Source organism: Plantibacter sp. Leaf1 (assembly GCF_001421315.1).
In the GTDB taxonomy this organism is placed as follows: Bacteria; Actinomycetota; Actinomycetes; order Actinomycetales; family Microbacteriaceae; genus Plantibacter.
Genome location: NZ_LMJX01000002.1, coordinates 1,620,711 through 1,637,642, shown reverse-complemented (window position 1 = coordinate 1,637,642; position 16,932 = coordinate 1,620,711). Strand labels below are relative to the sequence as shown.

Here is a 16,932-nt window from a genome sequence, read left to right as displayed (position 1 = left end):
ATGACTGACGAGAACCAGAACCAGAACCAGGACGATCCCATCATTCGCGACAAGCGTCGGATCGACCCGGAGACCGGCGAGGTTCGTCAGCCTGGCACCGAGGGGGCTGACGCCGACGCGTCGGCCCCCTCGGGCGCACCTGCCGAATCCGCCGACGCCGCCGCGTCGGGTGCCGAGGACGAGCTGACCGTCGAGGACATCCTCAACGCCGCTCCCGAGGAGCCCGTGCAGGCAGGCGACCTCTCGCCCGCCGAGCAGCTCGCCGCAGAACGCCTCGGTGACCTGCAGCGCGTCACGGCCGAGTACGCGAACTACCGCAAGCGCACCGAGTCCGGCCGCGAGGTGGAGCGCGAGCGCACCACCGGCGAGGTCGCGAAGGTCCTGCTGCCGGTGCTCGACGACCTCGACCGTGCCCAGAAGCACGGCGACCTCGAGGGCGACTCCCCGTTCGCGCAGATCGCGGCGAAGCTGCGCAGCTCCGCCGAGCGACTCGGTCTGAAGCCCTTCGGTACGGTCGGGGAGACCTTCGACCCCAACGTGCACGAGGCCATCTTCCAGCAGCCCACCCCGGGCGCCGAGGGCGAGACCGTCCTCGACGTCGTGGAGACCGGATACACCCTGGGCTCCACGCTGCTGCGCGCCGCGAAGGTGGTCGTCGCGGTCCCGGCGAGCTAGCCATGGCGAGTCAAGACTGGTTCGACAAGGACTTCTACAAGGTCCTCGGCGTCTCGAAGGACGTGACGCCGGCGGAGCTGAAGAAGGTCTACCGGAAGCTCGCCAGGCAGTATCACCCGGACTCCAACCCGGGCGATGCGAAGGCCGAGGCGAAGTTCAAGGAGATCAGCGAGGCCCACTCCGTGCTCGGCGACCCCGAGCAGCGCAAGGAGTACGACGCCGTGCGCGCGATGGGCGGTGGAGCACGCTTCACCGCTCCGGGCGCCGGTGGCGGTCAGGGCGGCTTCGAGGACGTCTTCGGATCGATGTTCGGTGGGGGCGGTGGCGGTGGCGGACGCCAGAGCTACAGCTACCAGCAGGCCCCTCCGGGCTACGAGGACATCCTGGGCGGCATGTTCGGCCAGGGTGGCTTCGGCCAGACGAGCGGCGGGTTCCGCGGCTACGGCGGACCGACGCCCGGACGCGACATCACCGCGCACACGACGATCGACTTCATCACGGCCACCCAGGGAGACACCATCTCCCTGCAGACCTCCGAGGGACGCACCATCAAGGTGAAGATCCCGGCAGGGGTGTCCGACGGCCAGAAGATCCGACTGCGCGGCAAGGGGCAGCCGAGTCCGGACGGCGGCGAGGCCGGCGATATCGTGGTCACCGTGAGTGTCCGCAAGCATCCCGTGTTCGAACGCGACGGCCTGAACCTGCGCGTCACCGTGCCGGTCACCTTCGTGGAGGCCGCGCTCGGCGCGACGATCGAGGTTCCGACGCTCGGCGGTGAGCCCGTCAAGCTGCGGGTCGCGCCCGGTACGCCGAGCGGACGCGTGCTCCGCGTCAAGGGTCGGGGCGTCGCGACGACGAAGGGCACGGGTGACCTGCTCGCCGTCGTGCAGATCGTCGTCCCCGCCCACCTCGGCGGGGAGGCGAAGGAAGCACTCGAACGGTTCCACGAGCTGGAACCGAAGGACAACCCCCGCGACGAGCTCATCGCCCGCGCGCGGGGCTAGGCACCACCGGAAGGGATTGGGCGCATGGACGAGAACTCGCCGGTCTTCGCGATCGCGATGGCTGCTGAGCTCGCCGGCATGCACCCGCAGACCCTCCGGCAGTACGACCGGCTCGGCCTCGTGTCACCCACGAGAACGGCCGGCAAGTCGCGCCGGTATTCGATGCGCGACATCGCCCAGCTCCGGGAGGTCTCCCGGCTGAGCGCCGAGGGCGTCAGCCTGGAGGGCATCTCCCGCATCCTGACCCTGGAGAACGAGGTCACCTCGCTCCAGGGTCGGGTGCGCGAGCTGGAGCACGCCCTCGCCAACGCCCTGCTGCGGTCCCCGGGGAACCGGGTGTTCGCCGCCGGCATGGAGGGCAGCGTCGTGCCGATGCGGAGCGGCACCCGCACGCGTCGGCGCACCGAGGTCGTCGTCTGGCGGCCGTCGCTCTCCGAGTAGTCCGACGACCACCCCGGCCGGACGCGCGCGCCGCGTAGGGTTGGGGCATGAGCGCGCAGCCCGTGGTGACGAAGCCGGACCCGGCACAGACCGCTCCGGCGACCGCACGCCGGCGTCGCGGCGCGCGGCTGACGGGACTCTCGGCCTATCCGCTCATGTACTTCGGCGTCATCGCCGGGGTCCTTCCGCTCGTCACCCTCGTCGTGATCGGCGCGCCGATCCTGTTCGGCGTCCTCTTCGGCGCCGGCGAGGCGGAGTGGGTCGACGGCTTCTCCCGCGCGTTCGGGTTCATCCTGCTCTTCCTGACGCCGCCGTTCGGCGCGTGGGTGTGGGGCTACGTCGCCCTCGGCGTCGTCGCCTTCCTCGGCGGTATCGCCCTCAGCCTGCGGATCCTGCGCAGCCACGGCGTGCGCCGTGCCGGAGCCGTGACGCACTGGGGCATGTGGGCGACGGTGCCGCTGCAGCTCGTCTTCGCCGTCATCAGCCTCCTCGTCGTGTTCGGAGCGATCGCCTCCATCCGGGCCGAGGACGCCACCGGTGTCGAGACCGTGCGAGCCTTCGGCCAGGGGATCGCCATCGCGACGGGTGTGAACCTGATCGTCTCCGCCGGCCTCGGCGTCCTCATCTTCCCCGCCGTCCTCCGTGCCGTGAAGGCGGAGAAACCCGCGAAGGCGCAGCAGCCCGGGAAGCGGTCGCGCCGCCGCGGCTGAGCCCGCGAAGCCCCGCCGGTACGCTGAGGGGATGCCCGAGTTCTCCTTCGACGCACTGCGCCGGTTCCCCGATCACGAGGCACCGAACCTCTTCGCCGTCGATGCGACCGACCGGTTGCTGCTCGACGAAGCGGCCGCAGCCCTCGACGGGCGGGTCCCCGTCGCCGGTGAGATCGTCGTCGTCGGCGACACCCACGGTGCACTGACGCTCGGCGCGATCGCCCTCCTCGGAGCGACGGACGTCCGGGTCCACCAGGACGCCGCGGTCGGTGAGCGCGCCCTCGCGGCGAACGCCGAACGGCTCGGCAGTGACGGCGGCTTCCGCAACCTGCCGCTCGGCGAGGAGCTGTTCACCGGCGCATCGCTCGTCCTCCTCCAGCTCCCGAAGCACCTCGAAGCGCTGCACGAGATCGCCGCCGCCGTGGCCCGCTGGAGCACGGCCGACGTGCGTCTCCTGGCCGGCGGGCGGGTGAAGCACCTGACGCCCGCGATGAACGACGTCCTGGGGCGGAGCTTCTCGACCGTCGCCGCGAGCCTGGCCCGCCAGAAGTCGCGGGTGCTCCGAGCGAGCGGACCGGTGGTCGCCGCCCACGCCGAGGGCCGGCCTGCCGACGCCGACACCACGACCGCGACGACGGTGCGCACCGAGCACCACGCCGACATCGGCCTGACCATCGGCGCCACCGGCACCGCGTTCGCCGGCACGAAGCTCGACATCGGCACCCGGTTCCTGCTCGAGCTGCTGCCGGACATCGCACCGGCGGCACGGACGGCCATCGACCTCGGCTGCGGCACGGGCGTCCTCGCCGTGTCGCTCGCCATCGCGAGGCCCGAGCTCGCGGTCATCGCGACCGACCAGTCGGCCGCCGCGGTCACGTCGACCACCGCGACCATCGCCGCCAACGACGACGCGGATCGCCGGTTGGCCGAGCGCATCACGGTCGTCCGCGACGACGGCCTGTCGATGCAACCGGACGCGTCAGCCGACCTCATCGTCCTGAATCCGCCGTTCCACAGCGGCACCACCGTCCACACCGGCGTCGCCCACGAGCTGTTCGCCGAGGCCGCTCGCGTGCTGCGACCAGGCGGCACCCTCGCCGTCGTGTGGAACTCGCATCTCGGTTACCGGGCGGCGCTCGAACGGCTCGTCGGCCCGACCACGCAGCTCGCGCGGAACCAGAAGTTCACGGTGACGCTCTCGCACCCCCGGGCCACCGGCGGCACCACCGCCTGAGCTCGGAGCGTTCGCGTCAGGCGGCGTTCCAGAGTCGCTCGATGCGCTCCCGGTTCGCGGTCTCCTCCGGGGTCTCGTCGCTGTATGCGGACGCGTCGATCGTGACGGTGTCAGCGGCGTCGAACCACCACGTCCCCGGTTCGCCCTCGATCTCGATGCTCGTCCACGTCCCCGGTGCGACGCCGGCCTTGACGAGCCCGATCGCCGCCCCGAGCATCGTGTCGTCGCCGTTCCGGAACTCGAGCTGCAGGCGGTCGGCACTGCCCTCGAAGGAGACCAGCGAGCCCGAAGCGAGTCCCTGCTCGACCAGGGCGAACTGGGCGGCCGCTTCGGCACGCGAGCCGCCCACCGCGAAGGTGTCCGGGGCGCCGGCTGCGACGGGCCCGTCGATCCGGAGCGATGCGACGACCGACGCCGCCGGCAGGGTGTCGAGGGTGTCGAGCGCGGCACGTCCTGCCGCCGGGTCGGACACGGTGAGTCTGAGGCTGTCGCTCGACGCGTCGATGGCGGTGACGCCGGGTACCGCGCCGACGGCCTGGACGACCGGCAGCATCTCCGGCGATTCGACGCCGTCGTCCCAGGTGACGATGCCGCCCTGGATCTCCACCGAGACGTCCGTCGGCAGCGACCCCGTCGCGAGCGCGCTCGCGGCGGCGACGTCGTCGACGTTCGCGATGCGGAGGTCGAGGGTGTCCGGAGTCAGGGTCGCCCCGATCACCGCGAACTGTTCGGCGACGGCCAGGTAGGCGGCTCGACTCCCGTTCGGATCCCCGCTGGCGGTCGGGTCGTCGTCGTCACCGGAGGAGATGGAGAAGCGAGCGGCCTCGCCCTGCTCGGGGGACCCGGGGGTCGCGTTCGTCGCCTCGTCCGCGCCGGACCCGATCGGGTCGCCGTCGTCGCTTCGACCGGTGAGGACCGCGTCGGCGTAGGCGGGGGTCGCCTCGGCCGTCTCGCCGGCCAGGTCGTAGGCGTCGAGGAAGTCCTCGCCGGGTCGCGCCTCCAGGGTGAGCGACGAGGCGCGTCCGCCGTCGGCTCCGACCGGGAAGAGGTGCAGCTCACCGCCCGGGACGCCTTCGGCCTCGAGCGATGCGAGCAGCTCCAGCTGGGTCGCGTTGTCCTCGCGCCGGTCGAGGACGGCGACGGTGAAACCGCGGACGGAGACGTCGACGCCCTCCCAGGTGGCCCCGCCGCTCCGCTTCGACTGCTCGCTGAGGAAGCCGCCGATGCGGTCCACGATCTCGCCCAGGTGGTCGGCGGTGACGGCGTCGTCGATGAGGACCGATGCGGACGCCGTTCCGCTCCAGGGGAGGTCGTTGCTGCCGCTCGCGTCCACGTCGACCACGTCGGGGACGCCGTCGAGGAGTTCCTCGAACGCGCTGGCGGCGGCCGAGCCCGCGTCCACGTCCCCGCACCCGGTGAGGCCGGCGGCGGCGGCCGTGGCGACCAGTGCAGCGGCGGCGATCCTGATCGTCCGGTGTCGAGGCATGCACCCACCCTAAGCAGTCGCCGCCGGGCCCCGCGTCGGGGGCGTCCCGGGTCCCAGCCCGGGTGCGGGCCGGGCCCGTATGCTGGCCCGATGTCCGAGCCGCCCACGCCAGCAGACGCAGCTGGTCGCGGTTCCCGTCGGACGGGCCGGCACGAACTCACCGCGGTCGAGCGGTGGATCGACGACCGCGCGAACCGGCTCCTGCGGGACGCCCCCGGCGGCGGCGGGCGTGCACGGCTCGTCGAGTTCCTCGTGTTCGGCGCGAAGCAGGCCTGGGCGTGCGTCTTCGGTGCCGCGATGCTCCTCGTCATCGTCGCCGCCCGGCTCTGGTACCCGGACGACGTCTGGCTCGCACGGAACGACGCCCTCGTCGTCGCCGCCGTCGTGATCCAGGTGGTCATGATCGCCACCCGGCTGGAGACCGGCCGCGAGCTGTGGGTGATCGTCCTGTTCCACCTCGTCGGGACGGGCATGGAGCTCTTCAAGACGGGTGTCGGGTCCTGGGAGTACGACGGCGGCGGGGTCCTCCATCTCGGAGCCGTCCCGCTGTACACGGGGTTCATGTACGCGGCGGTCGGCTCGTACCTCGTGCGCGTGTACCGGCTGTTCGACCTCCGGTTCGACCGGTACCCGAGCGTCTGGCTGACCACCCTGATCGCCGCGGGCATCTACGTCAACTTCTTCAGCCAGCACTACGTCGTCGACCTGCGGTGGGTGCTGCTCGCGGCCGTCCTCGTCGTGTTCGCCCGGACGATCATGCACTTCCGCGTCTTCCGGCGGACGTACCGGATGCCGGTGCTGCTCGCTTTCCTCCTCGTCGCCGGCTTCATCTGGATCGCCGAGAACATCGGGACCGTCACCGGTGCCTGGCTCTACCCGAACCAGGAGGACGGGTGGCAGCTCGTGCCGCTCACGAAGCTCGTGTCGTGGTTCCTGCTCATGATGATCTCCGTCGTGATGGTGACCTGGGTCTACCCGCCGAAGCGGCCGGACCCCCGCCCGGCCTGAACGACCGCGGACCGGGGATTGTCGGGCGTGTCCCCGTACCCGGTAGGGTTCCGAAGTGAGCGGCCCGATCCCGGTGCCCCGCTCGTCCACTCCGGAGAGCAGCCATGGCCCAGCGTCAGCCCCAGGACCCACGGTTCCGCGAACGTGCCGGCGCCCAGCCACGTCCCGTTCAGGCGCATGCAGCGCGGCCGGGCCCCGCTCGGCCGCAGCCGTCGCAGCCGGCTGCTGCTCGGCCGGATGCCGCCCGTCCGTCCGCGACGCCGGCCGTCGGCATCACCGTCCCCGCTGCGGCCGCCGCGCCCCTGCCCCGGACGAACCACCTCTTCGCCGGCGCGCAGTTCGCGTTCATCACCTCGATCGTGATGCTCGGGGTCTACATCGGCCTGACCTCGACGTGGACGCTCCTGGCACCCGACTTCCTCATAGGGCTCTCCCTCACGGCCGCGGCGACCTCGCTGCTCTTCGCCGTGCCGCCGGCGGGCGCCCTCCGCGGCCTGCTCGTGCTCGTGCCGACCATCGACATGCTCGCCGTGGCGTTCTTCCGCGACACCCTGCCGAACCTGCCGACGTCCGGTCTCCTGCTGGTGATCCCCGTCCTCTGGCTGGCCGGCGGGTTCGGGGTCTCCGCCCTGCCCGTACCGGTGTTCGGGGCGATCTTCGTCTCCCTCGTCCCCGTCGCGCGTGCCGGATCCTGGCCGACGACGCCCGGCGGCTGGGGTGCGCTGTGCATCCTGCCGGCGCTCGTCCTCATCATGACCGTCACGGTGCATCTGGCCGCACGGCAGCTCCGCGCCCATGAGGGGCGCGCCCGGATCGCGCTCGCCGCGGCGACCGAGGCGGCGGCGGTCGCGACGACGGTCTCGGAGTCCGTCGACGCCGCGGTGGTCTTCTTCCGCCCCGACGGTTCGGCCGCGCTCCGCAACCAGGCGACGTACGAACAGGCCGCGCTGGCGGGGTTCGACCCGAAGACCCGGTCGGGCGTCCACGTGTACGGGGCGGATCGGACGACGAAGCTCCGGCCCGAACAACAGGTCATCAACCGGGCGCTGCGCGGGGAGAGCTTCCGCGGCGAGCTCTACTGGGTGGGGGAACCGGGCGACCAGCGCGCCATCATCGGGAACGCGCGACAGGTGCACACCGAGGACGGCACCTTCATCGGCACGATCACCGTCGGCCACGACGTCACCGACCTCGCCAACGCGGTCGCGTTGCGGGAGGCGTTCCTCATCGACGTCTCCCACGAGCTCCGCACCCCGCTGACCTCGATCATCGGCTACCTCGACCTCCTCACCGAGGGGCACGACCTCAAGGGACTCGGCCTCGAGCGCGAGGTCGCGACAATCCAGCGCAACGCCGAGCAGCTGTACGCGATCATCGGCGACCTCCTCGCGGCCGGCGACGCGGAGATGCGGGTGCGCATCGCGCTCACCGACCTCGGCGACATCGCCAGGGAGAGCGTGGCGGCGATCCTGCCGCGTGCCTCCGAGGCCGGGGTCGCCGTCCGCGCCGAGGTCCCACCGCACGTCGAACTGGAGGGCGACGGGTCGAGGCTGCGACAGGTCCTCGACAACCTGCTCTCGAACGCGGTGAAGTACACCCCGCGGGGTGGGCGCGTCGTGCTGACCGTCTCCGCGGACGACGACACCTCGACCGTCACCGTCGCGGACACCGGCATCGGCATCTCGCCGGACGACCAGCGCCAGCTCTTCGACCGCTTCTTCCGGGCCAGGGAGGTCCGCGACGAGGCGCAGCCGGGTGTGGGCCTCGGCCTGTCGATCGTGAAGTCCATCACCGAGGCGCATCACGGGTGGATCACCGTGTCGAGCCGTCCGGGCCGTGGCTCCACCTTCACCGTGACCCTGCCACTGCGCCAGCCGCGCGCCGGCACCCCCGCCACCGCCTGAATCGGTCGCCCGCGGGGAGGCACAGCCGCACGCATCGTGGGAGGCTTGGAGGATGGCGCAGATCCTCGACCAGCCGATCGTCGACGAGGCGACCCTCACCATGCAACCGTGGGTCGCCATCGTGTGGAACGATCCGGTGAACCTCATGTCCTACGTCTCGCTCGTGTTCCGCAGCTACTTCGGCTACACGCACGAGGAGGCCGAACGACTCATGCTCGCCGTGCACCACGAGGGCCGCGCCGTCGTCGCGACCGGCAACCGCGAGGAGATGGAGCGCCACGTCGAAGCCATGCACGGCTACGGGCTCTGGGCCTCCCTCGCGAAGGCCGACGCGTGAGCGCCTTCGTCCGGCCCCCGGCCGGGCCCGTCGTGCTGCGGCTCGACGAGCAGGAGACCTCGATCCTCGGCCAGCTGGCCGGGCAGCTCGTCGAGATGCTCGAGGACGCGACCCGTGCCGGTCTCGCGAACGCCGTCGAACTCGATCCCGCGATGGCCCGTCTGGTGCCGGAGGGCTACCGCGACGATCCGGAGGCGGCCGCCGAGTTCCGTCGCTTCACCGCCGACGACCTCGTCGGCGGGAAGGTGGACGCCGCCCGGACCGTGCTGGCCGCGCTCACGACGGACGACGGTGACCCCTCGGTGTCCGGTGCGTCGACCGGAGCCGAGGACGGCGCAGCGGTCACGCTCGAGGGCGAGACGGCTTGGACGTGGTTGCGGTTCCTCAACGACACCCGACTCACCATCGCCGCCCGGCTCGGGATCGAGGAGGACGACGCCGAGGGCTTCGAGCCACCGACGCCCGAGGCGGACGACGAGCAGGACCCGCAGCTCATGCTCGCCATCTACTCCTGGCTCGGCTACCTGCAGGAGTCGATCGTCGCGGTGCTCGACGAAGCCTGAGCGGCTGCGCGAGCGCCACGGGTAGCCTTGGGGACCATGCACATCCTCGTCTTCAGCGACCAGCATCCCGAGTCGTCCGGCGGGGCCCAGGTCTCGATCCGCCTGCAGCGGCGCTTCCTGGAGGCGGCCGGTCACACCGTGACGGTCTGTGCACCGCGGATGCACCAGACCCATGACGACGACCCGCACTACCTCGACACCCCGTCGATCCCCATCACGCTCGACCGCGAGTACTCCATGACCGTGCCCGGTCGCCTCACCGACCGGTGGCTCGACGCCCGTCTGGCCGCGCTGCCGCCGGTCGACGTCGTGCATGTGCAGGCCGACTTCTGGCAGGCGCTCACCGCCTACCGGTACGCCGAGCGGCACGGGATCCCGGCCGTGCACACGATGCACAACCGGATGGACGTCGGGATCGAGCAGACGATGCCGGCCCCCGGGCTCGTCGTCGGTGCCCTCTCGTGGTGGCAGCGCCGGGTGCTCCGTCCCCGTCTCTCGACCCTGCCCACCGGCGTGTGGGCCTACCTGCAGGAGTTCGCGAAGCGCGCGGCCGTCGTCATCGCGCCGTCCCATCACTTCGCCCGGGTCCTCCGTGAGCAGGGCGTCACCGCGGGCGCCGAGGTGCTCTCGACGGGTGTCGACGACGCGGTCCTCGACGAGATCCTCGACGAACGTGCCACGACGCTCCAGGTGCCGCACCGGCTGCCGTCCTTCGTGTGGATCGGTCGGTTCAGCCAGGAGAAGCGGCTCATGGAGTTCCTCGAGGCCGTCCGGCTGGCCGAGGTCGACGCGGTGTTCCGCCTGTACGGGGCGGGCCTCCTGCTGTCGAAGGCGCAGGCGTTCGTCGCGGAGCACGACCTCGCCGACCACGTCGTCTTCGCCGGGCGTGTGTCCTACCCGGACTCGCTCCGCGCCATCGCCGACGCCGATGCGCTCGTGCAGACCTCGATCGGGTTCGAGACACAGGGTATGACCGTGTTCGAGGCCGCCGCCCTCGGCACGCCCTCGATCATCAGCGATCCGAACATCGCCGCCGAACTGCCCGCCGGCACGATGTGGCAGCCCGCGGACGGCGGCGTCGAGGCGCTCGCGGCAGCGATCCGCCGCGCGGTCGCCGACATCGACGCCGGCACGGCACCCGTCGTCCCGTCGGAACTCGCGCGCACCCTCCGTCAGTCGACCCAGACCGTCCGACTCATCGCGCTCTACGAGGCTGCGGCGGCTGGTGGGGCGGCGCGCTAGCATCGCCTCATGCAGCGGACGACGACACGGGACCCCGCCACGGGCGGCCACGAGCGCGTCCTGATCCTGTCGGCGGGGGTCGGTTCCGGCCACAACAGCGCGGCCGCCGCCGTGGAGCAGGCCTGCCTCGGGCGCGCGGACGTCGGCGAGGTCCAGGTCCTCGACGTGCTGCAGGCGAGCACCTCGCTGTACCGCGACGTCCTCGGCAAGGGCTACTTCGTGCTCGTCGAGGAGACGCCGTGGCTGGTGGAGTGGGGCTACGACATCAGCGACGCCCCGTTCCGGCGTCGCGGCCCGCTCGACCCGTGGACCCGGGCGAACGCCATGCCCGTGGTCGCGGCGATCAAGCGGTTCAAGCCGACGGCCATCGTCTGCACCCACTTCCTCCCGGCCCAGCTGCTCGCGTCGCTCATCCTGCGCGGCACCGTGGACGCGCGGACCGCCGTCGTGACCACGGACTACGACTTCCAGGGCCTGTGGTTGACGAGCGCCTTCCACTCGCTGTCGCTCGCGCGGGAGGAGGGGCGTGTGCAACTGACCGCCCTCGGTCTCCCGCCCGACCGGGTCGCCGCCACCGGCATCCCGATCGCCGCCCAGCCGAGCACCCCGGCCGAACGTGATCCGAGTGCTCCACCCGCGCTGCTCGTCTCCGCGGGGGCCTCGGGCGGCGACTACGCGCTCGCGGTCGTCCGACAGACGCTGCACCTGCGCTCGCCGTTCACGGCGACGATCGTGTGCGGCCGGAACGACGCGCTCCGGCACCGCATCGAGGAGCTCATCGCGCCCACGGACGACCGGTACACGGTGCTCGGCTTCACGGACGAGATGCCGCAGCTGCTCCACCGGGCAGACCTCTTCGTCGGCAAGCCGGGAGGCCTGTCGGCGTCGGAGTGCATGGCGGCCGGGCTCCCGATGGTGCTCGTGAACCCCATCCCCGGGCAGGAGGTGCGCAACGGCGACTACCTCATGGAGCAGGGCGCTGCGGTCCGGTGCAACACCGCGACGACGATCGGCTGGAAGATCGACGAGATCCTCCGCGAACCGGGGCGGCTGCAGCGCATGCAGGCGGCCGCGCGGCGCATCGGCCGCCCGGACGCCGCGCGCGACGTCGTCGGACGGTTGCTCGACGGACCGTCACGGCCGTTCGTCGTGACCAGGGCGGCGCAGAAGACGATCTTCGACGCGAGCGCCCGTCGCGTCGTCGCGAGCGAGTTGAGCGGGGAGGCGGCACTCGTCCGCCTCGTCGACCCGATCGCCGAGAGCACGGTCGCCCTACTCCGCGCTCGCGAACTGGACGAGCTGGAGCAGCGCTACACCGGCCCGGACGGCACGCTCGTCCTCCGGCGGGACGACGCGGTCCTGTCGGTCCGCCGCGACACGCAGCGACTCCTACGCGCCGTGCTCGGCCATGATGACGAGCTGGCCGTGCGGGTGGACGGGCTCGCGGATTCCGAGTCGCGGACGTCGCCGCGCTGAGCCGACCGACCGCCGCGGTTCAGCCGGCCGCACCCTCGGTCGCAACGTCGTCCTCGGCTGTGGCGTCATCGTGCCGCAGTGCCACGGCCGACGACCAGTCGTCCGGGCTGTGCTGCGCGGCCTGGAGCATCCAGTCGCCCGGACGGGCCGACCAGCGCCGGGTGACCGGGTCCCGTTCGAGCGTCGGCGTGGGGTCGAGGGTGACGCGGACGATCCGCTCCTCGCCCGCCTGCAGGGTCACCTTCCGGAACCCCAGCAGCTCGGAGACGGGTCGCGCCCTGGCCGCGTCCGCGGCGTAGAGCTGGACGACCGTGGACCCCTCACGCTCGCCGGTGTTCGTCACGCGGACCTCGGCGGTCCCACCCGAGGCGTCGAAGCGGTGGCCGAGCAGACGGTGGGCGATGGTCGTGTAGCCGAGCCCGAACCCGAACGGGAAGGCGGGCGTCCGGCCCTCGTCGTCCAGCCGGCGTTGGCCCCAGCGGTCGTCGTACACGACGGCCTTGGCCGTGCGGTCGAACGGTGGGAGGTGCGCGGGGTCGGTCGGGATCACGAACGGCAGCCGCCCGCCGGGTTCGACCACGCCGGTGAGGACGTCGGCCAGCGCTCGACCGCCCTCCATCCCGCCGTACCAGGCGAGGACGAGGGCCGGGACGCGGTGGCGCCAGCTCTCGGTGAGGATCGCGCTCCCGCCGACGAGGACGACGACCGTCCGCGGGTTCGCGGCCGTCACGGCGAGGATGAGCCGCTCGTCCGAGGGGCGGAGCCGGAGCGAGGTGCGGTCGCCGCCGCGCACGAAGCGCGACGCCAGATGGGCCACCGCGGTGATGGCGCCACGCAGTCGACCGGAGTCGAGGGCTGCCCCCAGCACACCCACATCGACGCCGCCGGTGACGACCGACTCGCCCTCGTCGTGCTGGTCGAAGCCGACGACGACGATCGCCGTCTCGGCCGCCGCAGCCGCCGAGACGGCAGCCCGCACGTCCCGCGCCGGCGCGGTCGTGACCTCCACCTCGGGCAGGGCCGCCCGCAAGCCCTGCAGTGGCGAGACCGTGGAGGGCGGGCGGACGCGCGAGGAGCCGTGGTCGCCGAGGTTCTCCTGGTCGGCGAGACGACCGAGCACGGCGATCCGACGCGTCGTCGCCGGCAGCGGGAGGAGCGGTGTGCCGTCGACCGGGGCGTTGGCGAGGAGGACGATCGACTCCTCGGCGACGTGCCTCGCGAGCGCCCGGTGCGCCGACCCCGCCACGATGTCCGCCGGCGGTTCCGCCGGGGCGCGGGTCGCGGCGTGCAGGAGGGTGGTGCGCAGGATGCGTCGCGCTGACTGCAGCACGGTGGCGCGATCCAGGGTGCCTGCCCGCAGGGCGGCGGGCAGTTCGTGCGCCCGTCGCAGTCGGAGCGGCATCTCCACGTCCATCCCGGCCTCGAGGCTCCCGACGGCGTCGTGGGTGCCGAAGACCCAGTCGCTCGTCACGAACCCGGTGAACCCCCACTCCTCGCGGAGGACCCCGGTGAGCAGCGGACGGTTGACGTCCATGTACTCGCCCCGCACCCGGTTGTAGGCGCTCATGACCGAGTCGGCTCCGGCGTCGACCACGGCCTTGAAGTGGGGGAGGTAGACCTCGTGCAGGGCGTGGTCGTCGACCGAGACGTCGACCTCGAAGCGTTCGTCCTCCATCGAGTTGAGGGCGAAGTGCTTCACGCAGGCCATCGTGTGCACTCGGACACCTCGGGTCATCGCCGAGCCCATCCGTCCCGTCAGCACCGGATCCTCGCCGTAGCACTCCTGCGCGCGCCCCCAGGCGGGATGCCGGAGCAGGTTGACGCAGACGGAGGCGGAGTAGTTCGCGCCGCGCACGCGGGTCTCCGCGCCGATGGCCGTCCCGACCTGCTCCTCCAACTCCGGATCCCAGGTGGCCGCGCGCGCCATCGTGACGGGGAAGGCCGTGGACGAGCCGAGGACCACACCGCGGGCACCGTCGCTGAAGCGGATCCCTGGGATCCCGAGGCGGGGGACAGCGCCTGCCACGAACGGCCGACGGTGGAGCAGGAGGGGGATGAGGGGCAGCAACCGCCGCGGGGAGTCGCCGTCGAGCAGCCCGAGGAGTTCCCGGTCGGTCAGCCGTGCGATGAGGCGATCGGCACCGGCGTCGGCGTCGATCCGTCCGTCGCGGATCTGCCGGACGAGCTCGTCGTAGGCGTCCGGGTCGGGTGATCCGCCTGCGCGGCGCTGTCTCGGCGGACGGGCGTTCCGACGCCCGGTGACGATTCCCATGCTCTGCATTCTGCACCCTCGTCGGACCCACGCGGCGCGAGCGCGATCACTCGGATCCGTCGCGCGGCGGAGGACACCCGGGCACCCGCCTGACAGGATGGAACGATGTCGGAACACGTGGGGGGACCGGCTGCCGAGACGCAGCCGCTGATCGAGGCCGACGAGGTCAGCGCCGTGATCGACGGCGAGACCCTGCTGGCGCCGACGGACATCCGGGTCGAGCGGGGGATGGCGCTCGCCGTCCGAGGACGCAACGGCTCCGGCAAGACGACCCTGCTCCGGATCCTCAGCGGCCGGATGCGCCCGTCGAGCGGCACCGCGACGATCGGCGGCCGGACGATCGACGATCGCGACCGCACGGTCCGACGATCGGTGTCCGCGCTCGTGGGCACGCCCGCCTACGCTCCCGACCTGACGCTCCGCGAACACCTGCGCTACATCTCCACCACCTGGGGTGTCACCGGGGGCGCGGCCGACGATGCCGCCGACGAGCTGCTCGCCGAGCTGCGCATCGACGCGCTCGCGCGACGGTTCACGACCGAACTGTCCTCGGGCCAGTCGCAGATGTTCGCCCTCGCGACGGCACTGGTGCGGCCCTTCGACGTACTCATCCTCGACGAACCCGAGCAGCGCCTCGACGCCGAGCGGCGGGCACTGGTCGCCGATCGCATCGTCCTCGCGAAGGAACGCGGAGCGGCCGTCGTCTTCGCGAGCCACGACCCCGGACTCATCGAGCGGATCGCCGACGAGGCGATCACGGTCGAAGCCCCGTGACCACCCCCGACGTCGGCACGGCGCGCGAGGACCGTCGCGTCTTCAGCGCGAGCCGCGCGGTCCTCGCCGCGCGCGACGGTCGCCCACGGGCCACCGACATCGCGTTCGTCCTCTACGCCGGGCTGCTGACCGCCCTCATCGCGGGTGCGCCGCTCGTCCGGTTCGCGGTGCTCGGACTGATCGAACCCGATGCCGCCGGCGTCGTGTCGGCCGTCCGCCCCGGGGTGGTCGCGCTGATCGCGGCGGTCACGACGATCGTCGTCGTGCTCGGCGCGCGGTCGCGTGGCCCGGTCGTGCCCCGCCCGATGTCCGTGCAGTTCCTCGCGGACTCGCCGCTCCCCAGGCGACTGACCCTGCGCCGGCCCTTCGTCGGCTCCGTCCTCGCGCTGACGGGGCTCTCGGTCCTGGCGGCCGGGGTGGTCGGCCTGTCGCGCCTCCTGGTGTCGGGGGAGCCCGCCGCCGTCTCCGTCGGGGCGACAGCCGAGAGCGCTTCGCTGATCGCCGTCTCCGGCCCGACCTCAGCCGCCGCCGTCGTCGCCCTCCTCATCGGTGCCGTCGGGTTCGCGCTCCTCCTCTCGGTGGCCTGGCTGGTGGGCCAGCAGGGGTCACGGCGCACCGTCGCGGTCGTCGCCTCCGTCGCCGGTGGTGCAGGGATCCTCGGGCTCCTCGTCCCCGGTGGGCTGCTCCTCTCCCCGTGGGGGTGGTTGGGACTGCTCTGGTCGCCCGTCGTGGGCGGCGTCGAGAGCCTCGTGCTCGGGAGCGCCCTCGCGACCGGTGACTGGGCGGCACTGTTCACCTGGGGTGGCGGCGGCTCGTTCGCGGTGGTCGGCGTGCCGGTCGTGTGGTGGCCGGCGGTGGCCCTGGTCCTCCTCGGACTCCTCGCGCTCCTGCTCGTCCCGCGCGAACTGGACCGCCTCCGGAGCGGGCCCCTGCTCGAGCAGGCGTTGCGGTGGCAGCGCGTCGGGATGATGGTGCAGAGCGGCGACGCCTCCGGTGCCGTCGGCGGACTGCGCGCATCGCCGACGCGGGGCCGTCGGATCCCGCTCCGGATGAGTGGTCCGTTCTGGCTCGTCGTCCTCCGCCGATCGGTCGTCGGCGCGCGCCGCACGCCGGGACGGATGCTGCTCGGCTCATCAGTGCTCGTCGCGTCGGGAGCCGCGGCCGTCGTCGCGCTCGGTCTCCCGGACGGCGTTCGGTGGATGCTCGCCCTCCCGGCCGTGTTCGGCGCCTATCTCGCGGTCGGCGTGTGGTGCGATGCCGTCCGGCACGGGATCGACAGTGCCGGAGCTCCCACCCTCTACGGTCGGAGCCCGCGTGCGCTCGTCCTCGCCGGTGCCGTCGCGCCCCTCATCGCCGTGCTCGGGTTCGGCGGCGTCGGCGCCGCGCTCGGCCTCCTGGTGGTCGCGACGTCCGGTGGGACCCTGCTCCTGCAACCGCTGGGGTGGTGGCTGCTGCTCGGGCTTTGGCTCGTCGTGCTGCGGGTCTTCGACGCCGCGAAGGGGCCGCTGCCGATCGGCCTGCTCATGCCGATCCCGACGCCGGTCGGTGACGTCTCGTCCTTGAACGTCCTCATCTGGCAGTCGGACGCCGTCCTGTTGGCGTTCCTCGTCGGTGGAGGGCTGACGGTGCTCTTCCCGGTGTCTGCAGGGGTGGCCGTCGCGCTGCTCCTCGCCGCCCTGCTGCTCGTCGGGTTGCTGGGCGCGATGCGGATGCGGACGCTGGTGCGGCCGGCCTGAGCGACGCCGGCCTGACCCGTCTGACGCGCTGCTTCGCCGCCGGAGCGCACGAGAGCCGGAGGGAACACGC

Annotated in this window: 15 protein-coding genes; 13 read left to right on the top strand and 2 right to left on the bottom strand. The window is 72.4% G+C overall.

Features of this window, described 5'->3' with window-relative positions:
- Genes ASE44_RS09895 through ASE44_RS09875 form a run of 5 tightly spaced genes read left to right on the top strand, consistent with a single transcriptional unit; the run spans position 1 to position 4,064 of the window.
- On the top strand, positions 1-675 hold the full coding sequence (locus ASE44_RS09895) for a nucleotide exchange factor GrpE (protein ID WP_056779333.1): 675 nt from the start codon (positions 1-3) through the stop codon (positions 673-675).
- A 2-nt stretch (positions 676-677) separates the two neighbouring features.
- Complete coding sequence (locus tag ASE44_RS09890) at positions 678-1,679, top strand: DnaJ C-terminal domain-containing protein (RefSeq protein ID WP_056779329.1); 1,002 nt, start codon at positions 678-680, stop codon at positions 1,677-1,679.
- 24 nt (positions 1,680-1,703) lie between these two features.
- Complete coding sequence (locus ASE44_RS09885) at positions 1,704-2,120, top strand: heat shock protein transcriptional repressor HspR (protein WP_056009042.1); 417 nt, start codon at positions 1,704-1,706, stop codon at positions 2,118-2,120.
- A gap of 47 nt (positions 2,121-2,167) precedes the next feature.
- Positions 2,168-2,830, top strand: a complete 663-nt coding sequence (locus tag ASE44_RS09880) for a hypothetical protein (protein WP_056779326.1) — start codon at positions 2,168-2,170, stop codon at positions 2,828-2,830.
- Positions 2,831-2,861: 31 nt separating this feature from the next.
- On the top strand, positions 2,862-4,064 hold the full coding sequence (locus tag ASE44_RS09875; protein ID WP_056779324.1) for a methyltransferase: 1,203 nt from the start codon (positions 2,862-2,864) through the stop codon (positions 4,062-4,064).
- Between the two features lie 16 nt (positions 4,065-4,080).
- Here the strand turns inward: ASE44_RS09875 and ASE44_RS09870 are convergent, their stop codons facing one another.
- Positions 4,081-5,550, bottom strand: a complete 1,470-nt coding sequence (locus ASE44_RS09870) for a hypothetical protein (RefSeq protein WP_056779321.1) — start codon at positions 5,548-5,550, stop codon at positions 4,081-4,083.
- 90 nt (positions 5,551-5,640) lie between these two features.
- On the opposite strand from ASE44_RS09870, the gene ASE44_RS09865 reads away from it, so the two are divergent.
- The 6 genes from ASE44_RS09865 (at position 5,641) to ASE44_RS09840 (ending at position 12,080) form a co-directional block, all read left to right on the top strand.
- Positions 5,641-6,558, top strand: a complete 918-nt coding sequence (locus ASE44_RS09865) for a DUF817 domain-containing protein (RefSeq protein ID WP_082455937.1) — start codon at positions 5,641-5,643, stop codon at positions 6,556-6,558.
- 104 nt (positions 6,559-6,662) lie between these two features.
- Entirely contained in the window at positions 6,663-8,462 is a 1,800-nt protein-coding gene (locus ASE44_RS09860; protein ID WP_056009031.1) for a cell wall metabolism sensor histidine kinase WalK, read from the top strand.
- A 52-nt stretch (positions 8,463-8,514) separates the two neighbouring features.
- Positions 8,515-8,799 (top strand): ATP-dependent Clp protease adapter ClpS, encoded by a 285-nt coding sequence (gene clpS, locus ASE44_RS18685; protein WP_056779320.1) that lies wholly within the window; start codon positions 8,515-8,517, stop codon positions 8,797-8,799.
- Positions 8,796-9,362: a DUF2017 family protein gene (locus tag ASE44_RS09850; protein ID WP_056779315.1), complete on the top strand. Its 567-nt coding sequence runs from the start codon at positions 8,796-8,798 to the stop codon at positions 9,360-9,362. Before clpS ends, ASE44_RS09850 begins: the two co-directional genes overlap by 4 nt.
- 36 nt (positions 9,363-9,398) lie before the next feature.
- A complete protein-coding gene (locus ASE44_RS09845; protein ID WP_056781044.1) occupies positions 9,399-10,604 on the top strand; it encodes a glycosyltransferase in 1,206 nt (401 codons plus the stop codon).
- Between the two features lie 9 nt (positions 10,605-10,613).
- Complete coding sequence (locus tag ASE44_RS09840; protein ID WP_056779311.1) at positions 10,614-12,080, top strand: glycosyltransferase; 1,467 nt, start codon at positions 10,614-10,616, stop codon at positions 12,078-12,080.
- Between the two features lie 19 nt (positions 12,081-12,099).
- Here ASE44_RS09840 and ASE44_RS09835 read toward each other — a convergent pair whose 3' ends face one another.
- Positions 12,100-14,352 (bottom strand): beta-glucosidase, encoded by a 2,253-nt coding sequence (locus tag ASE44_RS09835; RefSeq protein WP_056781041.1) that lies wholly within the window; start codon positions 14,350-14,352, stop codon positions 12,100-12,102.
- A gap of 105 nt (positions 14,353-14,457) precedes the next feature.
- Here ASE44_RS09835 and ASE44_RS09830 point away from each other — a divergent pair, with 105 nt between their 5' ends.
- Together ASE44_RS09830 and ASE44_RS09825 are read left to right on the top strand one after the other, a co-directional pair.
- Positions 14,458-15,126: an ABC transporter ATP-binding protein gene (locus tag ASE44_RS09830; protein WP_056009017.1), complete on the top strand. Its 669-nt coding sequence runs from the start codon at positions 14,458-14,460 to the stop codon at positions 15,124-15,126.
- Complete coding sequence (locus ASE44_RS09825; RefSeq protein WP_056779308.1) at positions 15,123-16,862, top strand: hypothetical protein; 1,740 nt, start codon at positions 15,123-15,125, stop codon at positions 16,860-16,862. The genes ASE44_RS09830 and ASE44_RS09825 overlap by 4 nt, the downstream gene beginning before the upstream one ends.
- Positions 16,863-16,932 lie beyond the last annotated feature (70 nt).